General features: G+C 51.0%; 18 protein-coding genes, 1 tRNA gene and 1 pseudogene. 7 read left to right on the top strand and 13 right to left on the bottom strand.

Annotation, left to right across the window (positions count from 1 at the left end; translation table 11 throughout):
- Nucleotides 1–87: 87 nt before the first annotated feature.
- On the bottom strand, nucleotides 88–1,188 hold the full coding sequence (locus FC49_RS04730) for an AAA family ATPase (protein WP_056984405.1): 1,101 nt from the start codon (nucleotides 1,186–1,188) through the stop codon (nucleotides 88–90).
- Nucleotides 1,189–1,373: 185 nt separating this feature from the next.
- Between FC49_RS04730 and FC49_RS04725 the strand changes: the two genes are divergently transcribed.
- Both FC49_RS04725 and glsA read left to right on the top strand, forming a co-directional pair.
- Entirely contained in the window at nucleotides 1,374–2,213 is an 840-nt protein-coding gene (locus FC49_RS04725) for a metallophosphoesterase (protein ID WP_056984404.1), read from the top strand.
- 70 nt (nucleotides 2,214–2,283) lie between these two features.
- Nucleotides 2,284–3,204 (top strand): glutaminase A, encoded by a 921-nt coding sequence (gene glsA / locus FC49_RS04720; protein WP_056984403.1) that lies wholly within the window; start codon nucleotides 2,284–2,286, stop codon nucleotides 3,202–3,204.
- 76 nt (nucleotides 3,205–3,280) lie between these two features.
- Here glsA and FC49_RS10305 read toward each other — a convergent pair whose 3' ends face one another.
- The 6 genes from FC49_RS10305 to FC49_RS04695 form a co-directional block, all read right to left on the bottom strand.
- Nucleotides 3,281–3,412: a hypothetical protein gene (locus tag FC49_RS10305; RefSeq protein ID WP_268871637.1), complete on the bottom strand. Its 132-nt coding sequence runs from the start codon at nucleotides 3,410–3,412 to the stop codon at nucleotides 3,281–3,283.
- 15 nt (nucleotides 3,413–3,427) lie between these two features.
- Nucleotides 3,428–4,543, bottom strand: a complete 1,116-nt coding sequence (locus FC49_RS04715) for an MFS transporter (protein ID WP_235804870.1) — start codon at nucleotides 4,541–4,543, stop codon at nucleotides 3,428–3,430.
- Nucleotides 4,544–4,715: 172 nt separating this feature from the next.
- Entirely contained in the window at nucleotides 4,716–6,017 is a 1,302-nt protein-coding gene (locus FC49_RS04710; protein ID WP_056984401.1) for a replication-associated recombination protein A, read from the bottom strand.
- A 95-nt stretch (nucleotides 6,018–6,112) separates the two neighbouring features.
- On the bottom strand, nucleotides 6,113–6,349 hold the full coding sequence (locus tag FC49_RS04705; protein ID WP_003711387.1) for a hypothetical protein: 237 nt from the start codon (nucleotides 6,347–6,349) through the stop codon (nucleotides 6,113–6,115).
- A gap of 137 nt (nucleotides 6,350–6,486) precedes the next feature.
- Nucleotides 6,487–8,955, bottom strand: a complete 2,469-nt coding sequence (locus FC49_RS04700; RefSeq protein WP_056984400.1) for an SEC10/PgrA surface exclusion domain-containing protein — start codon at nucleotides 8,953–8,955, stop codon at nucleotides 6,487–6,489.
- 149 nt (nucleotides 8,956–9,104) lie between these two features.
- Nucleotides 9,105–9,857, bottom strand: a complete 753-nt coding sequence (locus tag FC49_RS04695) for a LytR/AlgR family response regulator transcription factor (protein WP_003715412.1) — start codon at nucleotides 9,855–9,857, stop codon at nucleotides 9,105–9,107.
- A gap of 390 nt (nucleotides 9,858–10,247) precedes the next feature.
- Between FC49_RS04695 and amaP the strand changes: the two genes are divergently transcribed.
- The 3 genes from amaP to FC49_RS04680 are packed head-to-tail and all read left to right on the top strand — an operon-like array spanning nucleotide 10,248 to nucleotide 11,423.
- Nucleotides 10,248–10,793: an alkaline shock response membrane anchor protein AmaP gene (gene amaP, locus FC49_RS04690; protein WP_003711310.1), complete on the top strand. Its 546-nt coding sequence runs from the start codon at nucleotides 10,248–10,250 to the stop codon at nucleotides 10,791–10,793.
- A gap of 7 nt (nucleotides 10,794–10,800) precedes the next feature.
- The gene (locus tag FC49_RS04685) at nucleotides 10,801–10,995 is read left to right on the top strand and encodes a hypothetical protein (protein ID WP_235804867.1); all 195 of its coding nucleotides are present in this window, start codon (nucleotides 10,801–10,803) and stop codon (nucleotides 10,993–10,995) included.
- 23 nt (nucleotides 10,996–11,018) lie between these two features.
- Nucleotides 11,019–11,423 carry an Asp23/Gls24 family envelope stress response protein gene (locus tag FC49_RS04680; protein WP_003715367.1) on the top strand — a complete coding sequence of 135 codons (405 nt, stop codon included), beginning with the start codon at nucleotides 11,019–11,021 and terminating at the stop codon, nucleotides 11,421–11,423.
- Nucleotides 11,424–11,496: 73 nt separating this feature from the next.
- Here FC49_RS04680 and FC49_RS04675 read toward each other — a convergent pair whose 3' ends face one another.
- The gene (locus FC49_RS04675; protein WP_225349546.1) at nucleotides 11,497–12,018 is read right to left on the bottom strand and encodes a hypothetical protein; all 522 of its coding nucleotides are present in this window, start codon (nucleotides 12,016–12,018) and stop codon (nucleotides 11,497–11,499) included.
- 87 nt (nucleotides 12,019–12,105) lie between these two features.
- A pseudogene (locus tag FC49_RS10140) lies at nucleotides 12,106–12,246 on the bottom strand (double zinc ribbon domain-containing protein); the annotation flags it as partial.
- A gap of 40 nt (nucleotides 12,247–12,286) precedes the next feature.
- Between FC49_RS10140 and FC49_RS04670 the strand changes: the two are divergent.
- Nucleotides 12,287–13,639, top strand: a complete 1,353-nt coding sequence (locus FC49_RS04670; protein ID WP_003711337.1) for a sensor histidine kinase — start codon at nucleotides 12,287–12,289, stop codon at nucleotides 13,637–13,639.
- Between the two features lie 136 nt (nucleotides 13,640–13,775).
- Here the strand turns inward: FC49_RS04670 and FC49_RS04665 are convergent, their stop codons facing one another.
- The 3 genes from FC49_RS04665 to FC49_RS04655 all read right to left on the bottom strand — a co-directional run bounded on the left by FC49_RS04665 (nucleotide 13,776) and on the right by FC49_RS04655 (nucleotide 16,214).
- Nucleotides 13,776–14,429, bottom strand: a complete 654-nt coding sequence (locus FC49_RS04665) for an NAD(P)-dependent oxidoreductase (RefSeq protein WP_003711332.1) — start codon at nucleotides 14,427–14,429, stop codon at nucleotides 13,776–13,778.
- Nucleotides 14,430–14,876: 447 nt separating this feature from the next.
- Complete coding sequence (locus FC49_RS04660; RefSeq protein WP_082603557.1) at nucleotides 14,877–15,323, bottom strand: SDR family NAD(P)-dependent oxidoreductase; 447 nt, start codon at nucleotides 15,321–15,323, stop codon at nucleotides 14,877–14,879.
- Between the two features lie 21 nt (nucleotides 15,324–15,344).
- Nucleotides 15,345–16,214, bottom strand: a complete 870-nt coding sequence (locus tag FC49_RS04655) for a TrmH family RNA methyltransferase (protein WP_056984399.1) — start codon at nucleotides 16,212–16,214, stop codon at nucleotides 15,345–15,347.
- A 160-nt stretch (nucleotides 16,215–16,374) separates the two neighbouring features.
- Between FC49_RS04655 and FC49_RS04650 the strand changes: the two genes are divergently transcribed.
- Nucleotides 16,375–16,695: a DMT family transporter gene (locus FC49_RS04650; RefSeq protein WP_003711358.1), complete on the top strand. Its 321-nt coding sequence runs from the start codon at nucleotides 16,375–16,377 to the stop codon at nucleotides 16,693–16,695.
- A 388-nt stretch (nucleotides 16,696–17,083) separates the two neighbouring features.
- Here the strand turns inward: FC49_RS04650 and FC49_RS04645 are convergent.
- Nucleotides 17,084–17,156 (bottom strand) — tRNA-Thr (locus tag FC49_RS04645).
- Nucleotides 17,157–17,188: the final 32 nt, after the last annotated feature.

The following is a 17,188-nucleotide window of genomic DNA, read 5'->3' as shown; positions in this document are numbered from 1 at the left end:
CATTTAATCGTACTGGTACCGTTTTCGTTTATACCAGAATAAAGCATTGGGCCGCTTTCGGCAAGCCGACGCTGGTGTCCATTTTCCCTAAAGCCCCACCAGGTACTGCCCGTCTTGGAGCAGGAATTCCTTAAATAGCGGGAAGGCAAACTTAACCTGGCCGAAACCAGCCGTGGTGATGATCTGACTATCGATTAACCGCCGCCGGTACACTCCAATGTAGCCAGGCTTTTTATCCAATACCCTACCCAGGTAGGTCGTAGAAACCGGATAGTCTGGCGCCTTCGCCATCGCAATGACAAACTGCTGGTCGACCGTCGACAGCTCTTCCAGCATCTTGCTATACGCGTTGCGGCTTAACTGCGCCTGGTATTCAGGCAGCACCTCATCAACCGTCTGCTCGGTAATGTGTTCGGCTGGTGCCCGCCAGAGCAGGAAGCCCAGCAGCTGAAAGGCATAGGCATAACCATCGGCCAGCAACGCAGCCCGCCGGACAGTTGCGGGCGCAATCTGCGGGTCCCGCTTGCTAAGCTCCCGCTGGTACTGGGCACGGATGTCAAAGTAATTTAACGGCAACAGGTCCACGCGGCCGCTCCGCAGGAGGAAGGTCAAAACATGGTTGTTTTGCAGCTCCTGAACATTCTTGGGGAGTCCGGTCATGATAATGCTGATCGGCAGGCCCTGACTAATCATTACCTGGTAAACCGATGCCAGCTCCACCATCCCCGGTGTATCCTGCGCCTCGTCAATCATTACCAACACGTGCTGGCCCTCCCGTTTGAGGATTTGCAGCATTTGCATCAATAAATACTGGTAGTTCGACGTCTGCCCGTTGCTGAGGTCAAATTTGACCCCAACTCCAGCAATATTAATATCGACACCAGCAATTCCGTTAAACAGCTTTTGCACCTTGCTCGTCGCCTGCTGGTAAAGCAGTTCCGTCAGCCGGCTCACCATGTTGTCACCAATGATGAGGTGAATTGCTAGCCAGTGCGGATCCTCCGCTAGACGATTACCAACCGCGTTCATAAAAACCGTTTTGCCGACCCCTCGCACCCCGTAAACCAGGGTGGTCCGGTAAGGAGTATTCATTGCTTTAATGTCACCAACGAGGGTTTCTAAGGTCTGCTCACGGTCCAATAGTACCGTTGGCTGCATCCCAAAACTCGGGTTAAAAGGATTGTTCATTCGGCCCGCCTCCGTTTTATATCCGTTTATATTTACCATTTCATTTTATATCTGTTTATATCTTCCCGCAAGTTTTATATCTCTTTAGATCTTCATTGAATAAAAAACGCCAGCAGATTGTTCCCGTCGTGTATCTTGACCTTTTTCCCGCTGCTTGGCATGATTATTCCGGGAGGTGAATAATGATGAAAATTGCCGTTAGCAGTGACAACCACCTGGACGTCAACCGGGTGCCCGTTGACACTGCCCTGGATTTACAGGCTGACTGGCTACGCCGACGGTCGGTTGACTACTACCTCTTTGCGGGGGACCTCTTCAACGACTACCTTAAGACCCGCGACTACTTTGCCCGCTTGCAAGCCCGGGTGCCGCAAACCAAAATCTACTACATCCTGGGCAACCACGACCTGCTCAACCACGTGACTGCCGACCAGGCTGAACACACCGCTGATCCACGCTACCTGCACAACCGCGCCGTGGACCTGCCCGGCAGCGACTGGCGCCTGATTGGCAACAACGGCTGGTATGACTACTCCTTCTCTTCTTATTACCAGCAGCCGGCCGCCGTGGAGGCCTGGAAGAAGGTCTACTGGCTCGACGGCTCGATCGACCAGCACGAAACCGACCAGGCACGAATGGACCGGGTCCTCCAGCAAACCAGGGTCCTGCTCGACCAAGCCCAGCGCGACCACAAGCGGGGCCTCTTTCTCACCCACTTCGTCCCCTGCCAGCACCTGCTTGCACCGAAGCCGGTGGGAATCAACAAGACGGCCCGGATGGAACGCTTCTACCAGATGATTAACGCCATGCTCGGCAGCAACCGCCTGGGCCGGCTTCTGGAAAGCTACCCCAACGTCAAAACGGTCTTCTACGGGCACGTCCACGGGGTTCATCCCCCGCTGACCCGCAACGGCCTGACCTACTTTAACCAGGCGGTCGGGGTCCATAAGAAGCGCCATGACGAGTGGCAGGCCCCCACCTTCGCCGCCCAGTGGAAACGAACGGTCCGGGTGATCGAGCTTTAGGACATTTTGCGACCCGGGATGTTTTCGACTATTATATATTTAGCAATTATCTGACGCAGGGGGAGTTTTGATGGATCTTAAAAACGCAATTCATGAATGCTGGAGCAAAATCGACGAGGGGCACGTGGCAACCTATATTCCCGCCCTCGCTAACGTCAACCCGTACCAGCTGGGGGTCTGCCTCTTTGACGTCACCACCGACCGCAAGGAACAGGCCGGAGCGTCCCAAGTCCGTTTCGCCATTGAAAGCGTGTCGAAGGTGATCGCACTGCTCTACGCGATTGACCAGCTGGGCCTGGAAGCGGTCAGCTCCCAAGTTGGGACCCGGCAGACCGGCTTCCCCTTTGACACCATCCTGAACATGGAAATCACGGGAGAAAGCCGCCCGCTTAACCCCTTTGTCAATAGCGGGGCGATCCTGATCTCCTCACTGATTGAAGGGCGGGACGGCCAGTCGCCATTCGAGCGGATTCTGGCCTTTAGCCGGGAAATCTGCAACGACCCGGGGATTACGCTGGACCATGAAATTTACCGTTCGGAGCTGGCCACCGGGGACCGTAACCGGTCGCTAGCCTACTACCTTAAGGCCCGGGGAAGCCTCAACAACGACGTCACGACCAGCCTCGACACCTACTTCCGCCAGTGCTCGATGATGGTCACCTGCGAAAGCCTCGCTAACCTGGGGGCCGTGCTGGCAAACGACGGGGTAGCCCCGTGGAATGGTGAACGGCTTATTTCAAGCCAGGCCGCAACCTATACCAAGTCGGTAATGATGACCACCGGTCTGTACACCGAATCGGGGACTTACTCGGTCCAAATCGGCGTGCCAACGAAGAGCGGTGTCGGTGGCGGCCTCGTTGCTGCGGCCCCGAGCCACTGTGGGATCGGCATTTTCAGCCCGGCCCTCAACCCGGTCGGCAACAGTGTCGCCGGCTTGGCCCTGCTGGAAATGATTAGCAGGGAACTGAAACTGGATATTTTTAAGTATTAAGAATAACTGAAAAGCCATTGGCAAACGGTTCGTACCGCCACCAATGGCTTTTTCTAGTTGCGATTAAATTAGGAATCTACCACAATTCTTTTCCCACGGCTCCCATAGACTGCCATCCCTTTAAATCTGTGGGCATCTGATATTTACCATGCCAATTCTCGAACAGCTCTTCAATGGTTGCCGGGACCTTCTCAGTTGGTTTTGCCATTATAATGCCTCCTGCCTATTTTTTCCGAATAAACAAACAGGCGACCGCGGCAACCAAGGCACTGATAACCAGGCCGAGGAAGGCCGCTGAGTAGGAACCGGCAAACTGGACGAGCCAGCCGATCAGCAGCGGCCCGATGAAGCCGCCCAGCTGGCCGCCAAAGTTGACAATCCCGATCGACGAGCCATAGGTCTGCTCGCTCAAGATCTGGGCGGTAAAGCTGAAAATCCCGGTAAAGGCCAGGGACTTCACAAAGTAAATCAGCACGTCAAAAATGACCACCGCGACCAGCGACGAGGACTTAAACAGGCCGAACATGAAGGCCAGGGTCAAAAAGGACGCAATGCTGATCATCCAGCGCTCCCGCCCCTTGAACCAGTGGACCATCACGAAGCCGGAAATCAGGGCGGCAATTCCGCCTGAAATCACCGGCAGCGGCACCAGCCAGGTCAGGTTCTTGAGGTTAATCCCCCGCGCCTGCAGGAAGTAGACCGGCATCCAGGTCTCCAGCCCCTTGGTGATGATGTTCAGCGCCAAGCCGATGACCACGAACACCCAGACCCGCGAGTCGATGTTGCGCCACTCGATCTTCGGCCGCTGGGCTCCGCTCGTCGCCGCCTGTTTGATCGGCCGTTCCACCAGGTAGTAGGCGACCAGCACAACCAGGCCGATCACGCCAAGCCAAACGAAGGCGTTTCGCCAGCCGGCACTGGCGATAATCGGCACGATCAGCAGGGGTGCCACTGCCGCCCCGGCGTAATTCGATGAAATCAAGGCCGAAGTGGCCTGCAACTTTTCACTCTTATCATAATTCTCAGAAATCCGCTTCAACGCGGCCGAAGGGTACGGCCCCTCCGCAATTCCAAATAGGAAACGAATGGCAATCAGGGCGACCAGCGACCAGGCCCAGCCAGTTACCATCGTCAATAGCGACCAGGCCAGCAGTGAAATGATAATCAGTCGTTTACTGCCAAAACGGTCGGTCAAGTAGCCGCCCGGAATCTGCATCAGCGTGTAGCCGAGGAAGAAGGCGCTGGCCGTGGTCCCTAGCGCGGCCGCCCCCACGTGAAAGTCCTTGCCGATGTAGGCCAGCGAAATGTTCATGACGGTCCGGTCGGCAAACAGCAACATGTAACCAAGGTACAGCAGCGCAAACGTCCCCCAGCGCTTGGCAACTGCGTGTTTATCTACGTTATTCAATTTGTAATCTCCACCTCATTGTAACTGGTATTTTCCAGTTCCCCATTATACACGGACTAACCGCGGCCGCAAGCTGACTAGGAGCGGTTCAGCCCCCACCGCCCTACTTAATATGGCTGCTCGTGAAGTGCTCAAAGTGGTCAGCAAACTCAGTTGGGATAAAGGGCTGCTGGTAGATGTACTTGAATAACGCTTGGTACTGTGCGTAAAGCTTCTGTTCCGCCTGGTTCGGCGCCGGTACGTAGTAGTGTTTGCCCACCAGGTCCTTTGGAAGGTACTCCTGCCGGGCAATCTTGTGCGGCAGGTCAAACATGTTCTGCATTACCCCCGCGCCCCGCAACTTGGCCGCTCCCTGGTAGTGGGAGTCCTGCAAATACTTCGGCATCGGGTGGTTGGTCGGGTGCTCGGCGTCCTTGGCCGCCTGGTAGTAAGCCTGCATGGCCGAATCAGACCGGGGTGCCACCGCCAGCAGGATGGTTGCCATCGCTACATGGGTCGAGGCCCGGGGCAGGCCGATTTCCAGGGCGGTATTCGCCAGGGTAATTACCTGGGTCGCCCGGGCCGGGTCCGCTAAGCCCACGTCCAGGGCCGCGGAGTCCTTGAGCCGCCGCACTACCGACTCCAGGTCCCCGGATTTCAGGATGACTGCCAGGTAGTAGAGGGCCGCGTCGGCATCAGAACCTTCGATCGAATCCTGAAAGGCTGACAGGTAATCGTAGTGCTTAGTTGCGTCCTTATCAAAGGCAAAGTGCTGGTTGCGGGCAAAGTCCTCGATCTCCTTCATTGTCAGTTCCTTCGGGTGCATCGCGTGCAGGGTGTCTAGGATATTCAGCGAAACCCGGACATCCCCGTTGCCGCTGTTGGCAATCGCGTGGGCCTGCTCTGCCGTCAGCGTGAAGCCCAGGTGTTCTGTGGCGGCCCGGACCAGCACCGGTTCAATTTCCTTGGCGCTGATCGGGTAAAACTCAAAGATTTGGCTGCGGGAACGAATGGCCGGCTGGATTGCCATGATCGGGTTTTCGGTTGTCGTCCCAACTAAGAGGATGTGCCCATTCTCCAGGTAGGGAAGCAGGTAGTCCTGGAGGGGCTTGGTCAGCCGGTGAATTTCATCGAGCAGGAGGACGAAACTCTCGTCCGGGTGGGCGTCAACGAGCTTTTGCAGCTGGCTTTTGTTTTGAATCGACGCGTTAAATTTTTCAAAGGGCAACTGGAGGGTCTGCGACATCACGTAGGCCAGGGTCGTCTTCCCCGAGCCCGGCGGTCCCCACAATAGCAGGCTGACCGACAGGTGTTCCGTAATAATCTGGTACAGTGGCCGTCCCGGGGCCAGCAGGTGCTCCTGACCGACCATCTGCTCTAGCGTTGTCGGCCGCATTAAGTCGGCCAATGGTTGCTTAAATGCCATCTTAACCTCCCCTTCCGATTCCGCAAAGCTTTATACTTACTAATAATAAGATAAGTTGCAGGCAATTGCCACTGATAACCCCCTGGTAATCCCCGTTATTTCATCGTTTCCCGTGTCAGCAGGTAGTGGCGGATGTTGCGAATGCACTTGTTAAACTCGACCCACTCGGCAAAAGTCATGTCGACATTCATCACCTGGTAGCGGTCGGGCGGCGTAATAATTGCCAACGTTTGCCCGCGATGAAGCAGGTGGTACCCGTCGCCCTCTTGTAACAACTGAAACTTCCGGCCCGCAAGCCATGCTGTTAACTCTTGATACGTTTCTGGATTCATTTTCTCACCTCCTCTTTATAATACAGCATCGCAATCCGCACACAAGCAAAGGAGGACAAAAGAAGGTGGTTGACGAAATCGCACGTTGATTTCATCAACCACCCTTATTATGGCTTTCTTATCTATTATCCGGGGCATTAACCGCGTTTCTTATTCAAGCCCGCCAGGCCAAACATTCCCAGCAGACTAGCGGCACCCAGGCCCGCCAGTGCGAGGCTGTCGTTACTACCAGTCTGTGGCAAGCGCTTAGCGGATGCGGCTACCTGGCCGTCCGCGTTCACAGCAACAGTGCTCCCGTTCCGTACCGCTTGACCATTAACAACCATCCAGCCAGCTAATACGTTGCCGTTGGCGTCAACTACCTGACCGTTGACAACCTTGGCGCCGGCTGGTAATTGGCCATTAGTCTGATTACCAGTTGTTGGCTGATTCTCATTATTGTGGTCATCAGTTGGCGTCTCGATGGAAACCACTGGTTGTTCAAGCGTACTGTCTTTATCGCCAATCGTGTAAGTAACACCATCCATGGCTAGCTTGTAGCCAGCAGGAACCTTAATTTGGTCGGTACTGATGACATCGCCCGGTTTGCCGGTGAAGGTTTGGCTACCAACTTCTTTGTTAATTTCCCTACCATCAGCTGCATAGCCAATAGTTTCAAAGTAGTGGACCGTCAAAGTATGGTTGGCTTCTGTCGGCGTCGTTGGATCAGTCGATGGCGTCTGCTTAGCAGCAACTACTAAGACACCCGGCACGTTGAAGGCCTTGGACTTGGTCCCATCTGGGAAGTCCAAGATAACCTCTTCATCATAAGTTCCAGCTGTTTGAGCATCTTTTTGAACCTTAGCAGGGTCTGCCCATTCCACCTTGGTACCTTCTGGGTAGACACCATTCGTTTGTGCCAGGACCATGAACATCGCGGCAGAGGCAGTACCGTTATCGGTATTCTTAATGTAGGCACCGGCGGCCAGCGTTGGGGCCGGAATGGTGGTGTCACCAGCAGTAACGTTAACCTTGACCACCAGACTCGGGTCGAGGTTCGTGTACTTTTCGTTGTCCGGCTGCGCTTGCGGCTTTTGGAGCTCTGCTAGCTGTTGATTATCCTGGGCTAGTTTGGCCTGGGCAGCCGCAAGCGTCTGGTTAGTCTTTTCGATGGCGCCCTTCAAGCCGGTAACCTGGCCCTGCAGGTCCGTTACCCGGCCCTTCGCATCACTGACCCGCTGAGCCGTCTTGGCGCTGGCACTGGCCTTCACCGCCACTAAGGATTGTTCAGCAGCCGCCAACTCTGCCTGGGCCTGGGTAAGCTGGTCATCAGCACCATTCTTGGACCGCTGAGCGTTCGTGACGTCGGTGTTCGCCTGGTCCAGCTTGTCCTGAGCCGCCTTAATTGCGGCGGTATTGTCCTGCTTAGTCTCCTTGATGACCGTCTTGTCAAACGGGTGGGCCGGGGTACCTACCAGCTCATCGACATCATCGTAGGTCGGGATAAAGTGAATCATCATCCCGTTCGTGGCGTCCCCACTGACCGACATTCCCAGGTAGGACTGCGTCGCTGGGTCGCTTTCATTATTCAGGTCCGTGTCATTCAATAAACCGAGCAGCGTCCGCGCGTGACCCCAGTCCGGCGTATCGTGGAAGATCATGTCATCAATGGCACTAAAGATGGCAGCCTTCAAGTCGTCCATGTTATTAATACTGGTATCAAGACCTTCAACCGCTTCCCGGAAGGCACGGGCATTGGCAACTTCTACTTTGTTTAAGCCCGGGTAGTCGTGCCCGCTGTAAACCTTGTCCGCATTATACTGGTCGGCCACCGCTTGCGCTAAGTCAACGGAACCCTGGCTGACAACGAACGGCTGGGCACCGATTTTTTCCCGCAGGGGGTTGAGCAGGTCGATAACGAACTGGCTGATTTCAATCCTTTGCTGGTTCGTCAGGTGGGCGGGATCAACCGCTTCCTGCTTGTCCTGCGCGCTATGAACGTACTTAAACTTCATGTAGTTTTGACCGGCCATGTTGTCCCACGCATCGCGGACATCCATATTGCCATCAGCCAGGGCGTCCTGGAGCTTGTGGTAGTTTTCCCGGGTGTAGCCATCAGGCAGCTGGAAGCCAGTTTGCTGGGTGCCGCCGCTCTGTGCCCGGCTCAGTTCATCACTAGCCTGCTGTTGCCGGGTTTGTGCGTCTGATAAGGCCGCAGCTGCCTGCTTAGCACCGTCCTGCGCCGTGGAAACCTTCTGCTGGGCCTTGTTAACGGCAGTCGTGGCGGCCTGAACGTCAGGGTCGTTTTGGGTTGCCTGATCCTGTTCAGCAAGGGCCTTTTGGTAGTCCGCCTGGGCAGTATCCAGCTGCTTTTGGGTGTCCGTCAGTTTCCCCTGCTGGGTTGCCAGCTGGGACTGGGCGTCATTAATCGTGGCCTGCTGCTGTTTGGCGTCGGACTGCAAGGCAGCGATTTGACTGTCCTTGTCACTTGCCTGCTGTCCGACCGGTTGACTGGTCGTATCCGCGTGGGCCGTCGTAGTAGTCATCGTAGCACCAGCAGCAACTGCCAGTACCGTTGCCGTCAGCCATAGCTTACCAGACTTGTACAGTTTCTTGTGTTCTTTCATTATTTTTCAATCCCCCAATATCAGATAGTGTCTTATTAACACCGCTTATTGTACAAGGAACTAAAAATCGATGATGCAGTCAACGGTCATATTTATCATTGAACGGATTTTTATAAAAAAGCGGCCGGAGCCAGGCTCTAGCCGATCTCTTACCACTGAATCGAAGAGTAGTTGTTCAAAATTTCCATTAGTTTGCGCATTTTGAGCCGCGAAACCGGCACTGTCAGTTCACTCGCGGCGAAACTCACCTCATGCTTTTTCACGTTCAGACTGCGGATATTGGCAACGTTGACCAGGTAGCTCCGGTGAACCCGGAAGAGCTCGTCAGCCTGTTCCTCCAGCTCACGCAGCGACATATTAATCGGAATCCGCTGGTTGTTAGTGGTATACATGAACGAAGCATGGGTATTATCCGGATTGCTCTGGAAGCAGAGGATGTCATTTACATAGACCTTCATGATTTCATAGTGGCTCCGCAGGGCAATTGTCCGCCCCCGGTGCGGCATTTCTAGTTTTTTCAAGACCTTCGTTAAGTCCCGGGCCAGACAAGCCGCGACCTTTTCAGGGTTTTTCACGATAAAATCGAGTGCTTCGACTTGGTACCGATAAGTTGTCGGCAGTAATTCGTCGTGGACCGTCAGGAAAATAATTGATGCAGCCAAATCATACTGACGGATCTTTTGGCTAAATTTCAGCCCGGCCTGATCATCACCACCGATTTCAAGATCTAAAATATAAACGTTGCGCAACGAAGGCTCCGGCAATGACTGGCTAATTTGTGCCAATGTTGAAAACAGGTGAATATTTAACTGGATTTTCAGCTGCTGCCCAACCTGACGAACGTAGTTATCAATCTGCGATAATTCAACCGGATTATCTTCTAAAATATAGACGTCTAACAATTCGTCGTTACCTCCTCCCACAAATAAGTCAATTAACCATAATAATATCAGACTATTCCTGCTTTAATCGGGGTTCGGATTTAACTTCTTATTTTTTTACAGCTCAATGAACTAAAACGTCAGTTGAATGCATTGTGCTGACGCTCAATGCAGTTTAAATTGACCACGGCAACCAGGACCCTAGGCAAGCAGCGGCCTGAAGTATTATCACTTAATAGACGAATTATAGTCATCTGTATGACTGTGAAGAAAAGACGACCAGCAGCTTAATTATCTCTTGGACTGCTTAACTATCCCTTTAGATCATCGGCAAACCACCCTCCCCAGTCGTAAAGCTGGTATAGTTAAACCATCGACAGAACACCGGCAAGACAGAAAGGAGTGAGACCGATGGCAGCATGGCAAAAATGGTGGGTCACCCTGCTATTCTTAATCCCGGCGCTAATCGCCGGCAGCGGGATCCTGCTATGGTACTTTCAAAGTGAAGCGGCGGCCCGGCTCGCCATAAACTGGCTGGCAACACCGGGAGGCCAGCTCACACTGGTAGTTTTCGCCATCTACCTCATCATCTTAGCAGTGGGGACAATCGCTACAGCCATTTTTCGACCAACTACGGTCAAGCAACTGACCATTGTTCGCGATGGTGCCTACCAGGTTAACATCGACCGGGGAGCAGTAGAGAAAAGTCTCCGCCTCTCACTGGCACCGTATGACCTATACAATGCCGCGGCGAGGGTTAAAATGCACCGGCGCCACCGGCAAGCTGACGTCACCATCACGGCGATGCTTTCCCAACGCAGTGACGCCCGGCACTTGCGGGCAAGTCTCCACCACACCATCGCTAACGACTTAAAGCAGCAGTTCAACATTGACCTGCGCAAGCTGCGGGTCAAGCTCACGCCATACGACCACCAGCAAAAGGTCGCCATTGTCTAGGAGGTGCATGATGAAACTCACGGGAATTTTCGCGGTGGCTGGTTTAATTATCAGTGTCAGCTGGGTCGCCTGGGGTTTTCTCCCAATGTTGGCAATCCTGCTCACCACCTTGTTTTTGGCCGCAATTGGCTACGCATTAGACATTCTAGGATACTCGCTCAACCACTTTACACGCAAACTACTGGACAAGTGCGGTAACTAACCGCGCCACAAGGAGGAACTACCATGCCTAACACTAACCAAAGTACGACCCCCACTGTTGACCAACAACTGACTTTCGACGATCAGGTGCTTGAGAAAATCGCGGGAATTACCGCTAGTCGCGTCGACGGCATTATCTCGCTGGACGGCAACGTGTTCAGCGAATTCGCCGATAAGGTAACGGCTGGCACGGATATTACCAAGGGAATCAAGGTTGACGCCGGCGAAAAGCAGGTCGCAATCAAAATGGACGCCACGATTGAATACGGCAAGGCGGCTCCCGAGATTTTCAAAACTACCTGCAAGGAGATTGCCAAGGCAGTCGAGCAGATGACTGGACTGCAATTGGTTAAGTTTGAGCTCCACATCAATGACGTCAAGACTAAGGCTGAGCTGAAGGACTCCCAGAAAGCCGGCAAGGTCGCTTAAATAATCAGCAGTATAACCCAAAATCCCGCCCGGAAGCAGCCCATTGGTCACTTCCGGGCAGGATTTTTTGATTTTAATATTGGGTCAGTGTTCGAAGCCGGTAGTAGCGAATATCGCTCTTGCCCGGATAACGGCAGGTCCCACTATCATTGTATTGGTCCAAGAACTTCATCCGGTCCCGCTCGCTCGAAACCAGCTTGACCGTGAGATGCCGAGGATGTTCAATCAGGGTCACGTTTTGTTGCGGACCGATTTGCTGGCTCAGGGAATACTTGGCAAGGGGACGACCATGCCGCTGCCGCCAAAGGTTATCATACCCTTGTTTCCCCGTGCCATAGTAGTAAGCGGTGCTTTTGAACACCCGCTGCTGGTGCCAGTAACTATGCCTGCCGCCGAAATAGTTGGCGTAGTTGCGGTTTCTCGTGCGCACATCGTAATATTCGTTAAGAACCGTTTGCCGGTGCTGATTCTGGTAGCTAAGCTGAATTTTCCGTACGGCCGACGCGTGGAAAATATAAGTGGAATTGTTTAGCACCCCCACCAGACTTAGGATTCCTACAATAATCAGCAGGGCCACCCCCAACTTAACAAACAACTTTTTGTTGCTCAGCCAACTTTGGGGTGACAATAATTTCAGTTTAGGTTTACCATTAATGGTTGGAAGTTGGGTCCCGCAATTAGGGCACCGTTTTCGGTCTAACGAACACAAGCGGCCACAGTGGGGACACCTGATCGTTAGCTTATACTGGAGCTGTGCCCCGCACAGGCGGCAAAATTCCGCCTGGCCTGGGTTGATTCCATTACACTTCGGACAAATCTTCACCGCGCCACCCGCTTCCGTAAATTATTTTTAGAAGGAACTCATGCAATTTTTCAATATTCCAGCACTGCTCCCACAGTTTTATCCGTCAATGTTGTACTGGTTTTTCAGTGCAATCATTTTTAACTTATTGTACGGCAGTGCCTACCTGCTGTTGTTCAGCCGCCTCAGTCATATCCACTTTCGCTGGTGGTACTTTATCATCGCGGGCTTCCTGTACGCCTTCGCCATCAGCCTGGTCGGCAACCTGCTGGCAATTGTTTTGATGCTTATCATCATCTACTATCTTATCATTCACCGGCGGATTTCGTTTAACATTATTGGAACCCAGTATATCTACGCCAATTTTATCCTACTGATTACTTTCGGTTGCGTTGGCTCGCTGATTACCACCCTGTACAACGTCGTGGTCAAAGTTCCCGACTACAACTTTGTTTACTATATCCTGGGAACCCCGAAAATCATTGTCTCCTTCCTGGTCGCGTACGGGATTATCGTCGCCACCGAGAAGCTCTTCGCCCGGTATACGGACGTCGTGGCAATCCAGTACCCCATCCTGGCCTGGATTATTAACCTCCTGATGCTGACCTTCCTCTTTTACATGTACCGGGTCAACGGTGGTGGCCACCCCGCTAAGCTCCCGGTAACGATTGCGGTCACGGTTGGTTACGGCGTCGTGGCCCTGCTAGCAATCAAGGCCTTTACCAACTACTACCACTACAAGGCACTGGCCGTCAGCTTGCAGGATGAAGTTGATAACCTCCAATACTACACCGGCCACATTGAGGAAATGTACGATGAACTGCGGCACTTCCGCCATGACTACAAGAATATTTTGTATAGCCTAACCGGCAGTCTGGAAAACAACGACGTGGCGGAAGCTAAGAAGGTGCTGAACCAGGTGATTACCCCGTCTGAAAAGACCGTCACCCAAAAGGAAAGTGTCCTGGGGCAATTGAAGAACGTCCTCAACCTGGACATCAAGAGCCTGCTCTATAATAAAGTCCTCAGCGCCTTGGAAGATAACTTAAAGGTCATGGTGGAAATCAGTGAACCGGTCAAGTTCACTAACACCGTGGCGCCACTGGACCTCATCCGGATTTTATCGAACTTAATGGACAACGCGATTAAGGCCGCCAAGCAGTCGAAGGATAAGAAGGTCAGCGTCGCCCTGTTCGTTAAGAACCACCAGCAGTGGATTGTGATTGGCAACTCCACCCGGGAAAAGGCACTGAACTTACAGCAGCTTTCTAATAACCACAGCAATCTGGAAAGCAGCCATGGTCTTGGCCTAAAGAATTTACAAATGATTTTGGCCCGTTATCCCCAGGTCCAGCATGAAGTCAGCTCCAACAACTACTGGCTAGAGCAAAGTATTATTATTCCGCAGAAGTAGTTGCTGCGGCCGCTTCACTATTATCTAAAAACAGGTCCCCAGTGCTCGGCAGCGCCGAACTCTGGAGACCTGTTTGCTTTTTTCTAACGGCTAGCGGTGGAGAAGTGCGGTAACTCCCCCTCCTCATCCCACCAATTTACTTGCCCGTGTTAACCACGGTAAACCGCTCCTGGTGGAACTGCGGTACGAGGATTTCCTTCACGATTACCTCCGCCATTGTCCCGGTGGTTACCTTCGATTCACCCTGACCATTGTAGAGTAATGTATCCTTACCAAGTTGATAGCTTGCCGCCGGCCCCGGCTCAAACGTTGCCGCTGGCGAAATCCCGACCCAGTCGACATCCGTGATCGTTTCCAGGTACTGGAGCTCCTTTAACTGCTGGCGCGGCGTATTGATCCAGCTGGAGGAAGCCGGTATTTTTTCAAGGTCATCTACGAAGAGGTGTTCGTCCTCCCCAGTTTGCAGGCTCCCCGCACCCAAGATGAAAATTAGCCGAATCTTGTTTTTACGGGCCAAATTAATCAGCTTTTCGGCCAGCTTGAGGTGCCGGTCCGCGTCTGCCGGATTGGTTCCGAAAGCATCGATAATTACGTCAAACCGTGACAGGAGGCTATCCGTCATCGCGAAAATGTCGCCGCTGAGGAGCTGGGCGTCATCCCCTAGGACCTCCTTCGCCTTCTTCTCGTGGCGGACAATTCCGATCGGGTTCAGGTCCTGTGTCGCGGCCGCCAGTTTATAGATCGTGCGCCCGGCCATGCCCGAAGCACCAATTATTCCAACTTTGATCATTAAACATCACTCCTCATTAATATAATTATTGTTATATAAATTTTATCATCTAAAGGCTTGATTTCAAAAGAAAAGGCCTTAGTAATTGGGCGGCCGCCGAGCCGGAACGCAAAAAAGGAGCGTGACGATAAAAGGACTTTTGGCACAGCCCCATATTCATTACACAATTAGATAAGATTGGGGCATTCCGCACAATCCCCTTTAGGGTTGACACTTTAAATAATAAAAGTGCCAATTCTAGGGGGTATTTTTCGTTTCCAGTTATTCCACAACAGAAAAATTGAGATTACTAAGTAGTTATCAGGATTCAGATTATTCATTACGTAATACTTTTCTGGACGATTGAGCTTATCTAAGTCATTATTTAATTGCTTTTGGTAGTTGGCCAGTCGGGTGTCATGACCAGCTAAGAATTGATTGTTTTGGGCAATTGTATCCTTGAGCTGACTAATTTCTTCGTCTGACTGATGAAGTAATGATCACCTGACCTTCATGTTGCTTAGCCATTTCCCGGATAGGATGCAAGCAAATAGCGTAATCACCACGCATATTAGTATTCATTAACCGATCGTAGTCCGCCATTGAACTATCAAGAAAATCTTGAACCAGACCAATCCCAGTATTAGCAATTAAAATGTCGATTTTACCGAATTTCTCTTTTGCTAGCTTGACCGTCTCAATTAAAGTTTGCTCGTCAGTAATATCTCCAGCGTAATAATACGCTTGAATATTATACTTCATGCATTCTCTGCAAATAGCAACTAGTTTGTCCGCTGAACGAGCCGTCAATACAAGATTGACCCCTTCACAGGCAAGAGCTAGTGCAGTTGCTTTACCAATTCCAGAAGATGCTCCGGTAATAATTGCTGATTTGTTTTTGATTGATTGTAACATTCTAAAACCTTCTTAAGCTTATTAATTATCCTGTGTTCGATTGCCAAGCTCCCAAAATGCCAGTGCAGAAGCGGCAGCAACGTTCAGAGAATCGACTCCTACAGCCATCGGAATCTTAATTGTAAAATCGCTCTGGGTAATTGTCTGTTCTTCTAAACCGGGGCCCTCTGATCCAAGGATAATGGCCAACTTGTCTAATTTAGCCAACCGTGGATCATCAATCCTAATAGTATTATGACGCAGTGCCATGGCAGCCGTTTGATAACCAAAACGATGCAGAAGGTCAATTCCTTCCATGTGCCAGGTTTTAGCATCGATATAGGTCCAGGGAATTTGGAAGACAGTCCCCATTGAGACCCGCGAAGAACGCCGGTAAAGAGGATCAGCAGAGTCACTGGTTACAATGACCCCATCAATGCCAAGCGCTGCTGCTGAACGAAAGATCGCCCCAATATTAGCGGGATTAACCACTCGTTCCAGAATTGCGATCCGTGGATGAGGATTCGAAATCGACTTAAACAAAGAAGCAAGATTTGGACGCTGCACACGATACATTGCAGCAAGCGCACCTCGCAAAAGATTATAGCCGGCTAGTTGACGAATTTGCTGATCATTAATAACGTAAATTGGTGTCTGTCCTAAGCCTTCTGTCTGATTCATAGTCATTTCATGATCGAGGTCAGCCAAATCACGGTCTAAAACTTTTTCTTCTACTAAAAGGGAAGCCGGCTGATAACCTGCGCGAAGAGCTCGTTCAATTACCTTGGGACTTTCTGCAATAAATAACCCGTCTTGCGTACCCTTGGCATGAAAGAGCTGGGCCTCCGTTAGTCGTACGTACGGGTCTAGATCAGGACTTGCTAAGTCTGTAATAAAATTTAAGTTGTGCATACTAAATTTACCCTTTGGTTTGAATATGGAATTTCACTTTTTCATTCGTTTTCAAATAATTTGATTCTCTATTTAACATTCTATACTAAATTTTACATCAATAAGTTGTTAACTCTTTTCGCCGATATAATACTTTTAAATTAAAAAGAGGTGTTATAAAATGCATTACTTAGAACTTGCTTTAGCAATTATTATGGAATTGATTGGGACTAATCTGATGAAATTATCTAATGGTTTTACCCATCTTTGTTTCTCACTAGGGACTTTAATTTCATATGGTTTATGCTTCTTTTTTCTATCTTTGTCATTAAAAGACATCAAGCTCAATATTGCTTATGCGACTTGGGGTGGCGCTGGGATTGTTTTAGCCGCTTTAGTTTCACTCTTCCTATTTCATGAGCAAACTTCGGGGTTACAAATTTTTGGAATCATTTTGATCGTCATCGGAGTCGTCATTACCACCCTTGCAGATGGTCATTAATATCTATTATTAGGATTAGTCAAAGTACTAGGCTTTATTATTTAGAGACCTGGTACTTTTTATTATCATTAGTACTGGGCTTGGCAAAATTTTGACCAGGTACTAATGATTCAAGGCAATAAAAAAGACAGGTATCAAAGACAATTCTACACTCTAGCATATATAACTTTAAGCAGAGTAAAGCACCTCAAAACTAAGTATCTTAACACATTTTAACACGCGACCAGAATTGATATAGCAACGTTTCTAGTGTTTCACTTAGGCAAAAATATTCACCGCCTGGCAAAACGTGTTAAGAGTGTGTTAAAACACCTACCAAAAGGACCACAAAAAAGCCTGTATCAGCAACATTAAACGCTGTTAATACAGGCCTTTCACTGTTATGAAATGCTGACTAGAGGATTCGAACCTCCGACCTCATCATTACTAATGACGTGCTCTGCCAACTGAGCTAAGTCAGCATCAAGCGTGGCAACGTCCTATCCTCGCAGGG

Origin of the sequence: Limosilactobacillus oris DSM 4864 (genome assembly GCF_001434465.1) — a bacterium.
In the GTDB taxonomy this organism is placed as follows: domain Bacteria; phylum Bacillota; class Bacilli; order Lactobacillales; family Lactobacillaceae; genus Limosilactobacillus; species Limosilactobacillus oris.
The sequence above is the reverse complement of the archived record's forward strand: the minus strand, read 5'-3'. Positions and strand labels throughout refer to the sequence as shown.